The following is a 3,940-nucleotide window of genomic DNA, read 5'->3' on the forward strand; positions in this document are numbered from 1 at the left end:
TTTTGCTTTCTTAGTCAAGTACATTTTATACCATTTTAGATGAGCTTACCCTGCATTTATGGTTAGAAGAAACCATAAAATTGCTTAAAGAAAAACGTTTGAATGACTTAGATATTGATCATTTAATTGAGGAGTTAGAAAGCTTAGGAAAAAGAGATAAAAACCTAGTTAGTAGCTTTTTAGAAAAAATTATTAGACATTTATTATTGTTGCAATATTGGGAAGCAGAAAAAGAGAGAAATCGGAATCATTGGCGTGCAGAAATACAAAGTTTGCGCACTCAGTTAAGGAAATACTTAACCACTAATTTACAAAATTATTTAAGAGAAGAATTAAATGATATTTATGATGATTCTTTATATTATGTACAAGAAGAAACAGGATTTAATGTTTATTTTCCTGAAAAATGTCCTTATACCTTTGAAGAATTATTAAATGAAAAATGGTTTCCTAGTTAATACAGGGTGGGGGTAGTGTATCATAAGTAGTGAAAGCAGATTTTTTGCCTAAGTTTCTATTAGAATAAGGAAAAAAGGTAAAAAAGGAATAAAATACATCATCATCATACTGTTAAAGAGACAGTAACTCGACAAAAAAAGCCAAGAAAAAGGCCGCTTACAGTTTTCAATCAACATATTAGCATTATTTTTAGCTTTTCTGACAGGCTAAATCATATTTTTATGCCTTCTAAATTGTTAAACTAAACTGTACAGTATGAGTGTTTAGTCTAAACTCCAGTAAAGAGTCATGTCTAGCCTTGACGGGGAAGACTTGCACCTCCATCAAGCAGATAGTTATTGAACTTTCAAGGTTCAACCCTAGTCGTACTCCTCTAGAGACTAGAGGAGTACGACTAGGAACGAGTCCCACAATCAAAGATGATAGCGGGGTACTTATAGCCTCCAAAGAGAAATGTCGTTAATTCTCAAGTGGAAGGGAAGACAATTTTCCCCCATTCATCTGGCTCTTTTGAGGAAGTCAACAAAAAGCTAGATCAGAGGACTTCCATATTCTGGGTCTGAGACAGAGAGACCTGGTAGAGTGTTAATCTGACTATCCGTTAAAGGGTCTCCTCCAAATTGATCATAGAGACGAACTAAAGCACCTGTTAGACCTGCATTGTAGTCCAGGGCTACTTCATTGCGAATATAATCCGAGCGCACATCTAGGTAATCGTAGTCGTTGGGTGATGCTGGTCCTCCTACTAATGCACCATAGAGGATATGAGCGTTTGGATTGGGATCATTGATGTTGTAGCCGCCGTGGGCACTTCGGTGATGAGGATTGAGGGCATAATCGTCTCCAAATCCAACCATATAGCTAAAATTATCAGGGTTGTCCCCTAATATGTAATCGATCTGATCCTTAGCGAAGTTGGCATAGCGATCGCCATAGTCATTGACTGTGTCACTATAAACTCCTGCAATAAAGGCTGTATTGGCACTATATCTGAGTGATCCCCACTGATCTAACCAGGCAAGACCTCCAGGGGTGTATTGAATACCGCCGCTTGGAGCAGACCAATAATCAAGCCATTGTTCAGCATCCTGTTGATATTCAGACTTTCCTGTAGCTTGAGCAAGTAAAGTTGCAGCACCATAGGATTTATCATCCCAATTATGAGTCCAGGAGGGATTTAACCCTTGATAATACTGTTCTGCTTTATCAAGATAGGTGGAATCTTCTGTTGCTTTGTAAAGCCATACTGCACTCCATGACAACTCATCCATATAGCCACTCCAAGAGTTGTAAAAAGAACTAGCATTGGAAATGGCATCTGAATATTTGCCACGATACTGATCAGCAAAATCAAATAGTTGTGTTGCGTTATCCAGCAAAAGATCAGCATAAGCAGAATCACTTTCTCTAAAGATGATTGAAGCGGCAGCTAATGCTGCGGCTGACTCACCGGCGAGCTCAGACCCTGGATTTTGGCGATCGATCTTAAAAGATGGACGATTCATGGTCATTTCTTCTGCCGGTCCCCAGTAGGAATGATCGACAAAACCATCGCCCACTTGTCCCCAGAATTCTAGTGTTCCTTGATTATCAGTGATGTGAGCTTTGATAATGTAGTCAGTACCCCATTTAATAGCCTCCAAAGCTTCATCAAGTTGCCCACTTTGCTCATAAGCATCACCATACTCAACAACACCCCAACTTAACATTGTCATTGACGATGCCATTGGGAAGCCAAACTTAACATGGTCTCCTGCGTCATAATAGCCACCAGACAGATCAAGACCAACATCTGCACCATCATTTACAGCAGAATCACCACGCCACTCAATGCGGTTATCTTCTGGAAGTGGTCCAGAGCGTTGTGCTTCATAGAAAAGGAGGGATTTTTGAAGGGCTTCTCCATAATTAAAATCACCTGTTGGTGGATCACCTGGGTCAATTGGATCATGATCATGGTTATGATTATCTCCATGATCATGATTATGTGCATCTCCATTATGATTATCGTCTCCATAGTCACCTGGATTATCTAGATCAGTATTAGAACCGATTACCATTCCATCAAGCTTGAATACCTCTGGTAAATTGGAAGTAGAACCGTTTCCTAAGAAACCAAAAGATATCTCTTGACCAGCAGTTATTGTGCCGTTATAATCTGCATTCTTAATTACATAGGTGTCCCCATTTTGACTGACAATTTCTGCATCCCATATTTGAGTTATATTGCCAGAAAATTCAAACTCAATGGTCCAGCCATTGAGTGGGCTAGTATCATTGTTAGTGATTTTTCCTTCACCTTGGTATCCACTACCCCAATTATTAGTAATAGCAAAATCTACTTCGTAGTCCGAGGTTATGGGGTCAACTGGTAGATCAACTACTGGATCAGTTGGCGGGTCTCCTGGGTCATCTACGGGATCAGTTGGTGGATCTACTGGGTCATCTGGTGGATCAATTGGTGGATCTACTGGGTCATCTGGTGGATCAATTGGTGGGTCTAGTGGATCAGTTGGTGGATCTACTGGGTCATCTGGTGGAGGATTAGAGCCTATAATTTCACCTGTGTAATCGGGATAGTTGATGTGATAGGGTGCTCTGTCCACTAACCCTGCCATAGGCACACTTTTGCCACTGAATACATTGTCAGAGACAATAGTAAAGTTGGCTATTTTATCCGATAGTCCCATGCGACCTGCGATATTGTCTTCTAGTTGATTTGCTCTCCACTCAAAATGTGAGCTATTCAAATCCGAGAATTCAATTCCGCTAAGGGTTATACTTTGCCCTGTAATCGGACTATAAAACCTCACCCCAAGAGCCGTTTGTTCTACCGCAAAGTTGAGTTGATTATCCCCTCGCACACTGAGATAGAAAAAGCTAATGCGGTCAGTCTCTGGATTAAATTCGACGATTTCTTCTAATCCTTGTTCATGGGAACGAACATAAACGGTATTTTCTCTGATATAGCCTGTGCCGTTTTCCCATGCTAAAGCTGCACTCAGGTCTTGTTGCAAGTGTGCATCGGAGATGGGGGTAAAGTTTTCTGCTTTGAGGTCTTTAAGATTAATCCCAACCAGTGTTAGGGAGCGGTTGGGGTTAAACATATTTTGGAACACCAGACCATCAACAGTATCAATGGGGATTTGATTGTGGATCGAATCGGGTCCAATATCTACTCTGTCTTGGGAGAGGTCGAAGTCGTTTATGCGTTGGTTGCTTCCATCGCTGTAGAAAATTTGACCTTCATCGGTGAGAGGATCTTGAGGGTCATCATTAGGTAATGGGTCTTCATCATGGTTGTGATTATCTCCATGATCATGATTATGTCCATCTCCATTATGATTATCGTCTCCATAGTCACCTGGATTATCTGGATCAGTATTAGAGCCGATTATCATTCCATTAAGCGTGAATACCTCCGGTACATTATACCAAATCCGCTCTTTTTAACCCCCTTATAAAACCCTTTACTAATAGA

At 40.5% G+C, this 3,940-nt stretch carries 2 protein-coding genes; one reads left to right on the top strand and one right to left on the bottom strand.

Annotation, left to right across the window (positions count from 1 at the left end; all coding sequences use genetic code 11):
- The first annotated feature begins 32 nt into the window (after positions 1 to 32).
- Positions 33 to 458 carry a DUF29 domain-containing protein gene (locus P9B04_RS16130; protein ID WP_342056008.1) on the top strand — a complete coding sequence of 142 codons (426 nt, stop codon included), beginning with the start codon at positions 33 to 35 and terminating at the stop codon, positions 456 to 458.
- A gap of 531 nt (positions 459 to 989) precedes the next feature.
- Here the strand turns inward: P9B04_RS16130 and P9B04_RS16135 are convergent.
- A complete protein-coding gene (locus tag P9B04_RS16135) occupies positions 990 to 3,860 on the bottom strand; it encodes a glycoside hydrolase family 9 protein (RefSeq protein WP_342056007.1) in 2,871 nt (956 codons plus the stop codon).
- Positions 3,861 to 3,940 lie beyond the last annotated feature (80 nt).

Origin of the sequence: Crocosphaera sp. Alani8 (genome assembly GCF_038442745.1) — a bacterium.
In the GTDB taxonomy this organism is placed as follows: Bacteria; Cyanobacteriota; Cyanobacteriia; order Cyanobacteriales; family Microcystaceae; genus Crocosphaera.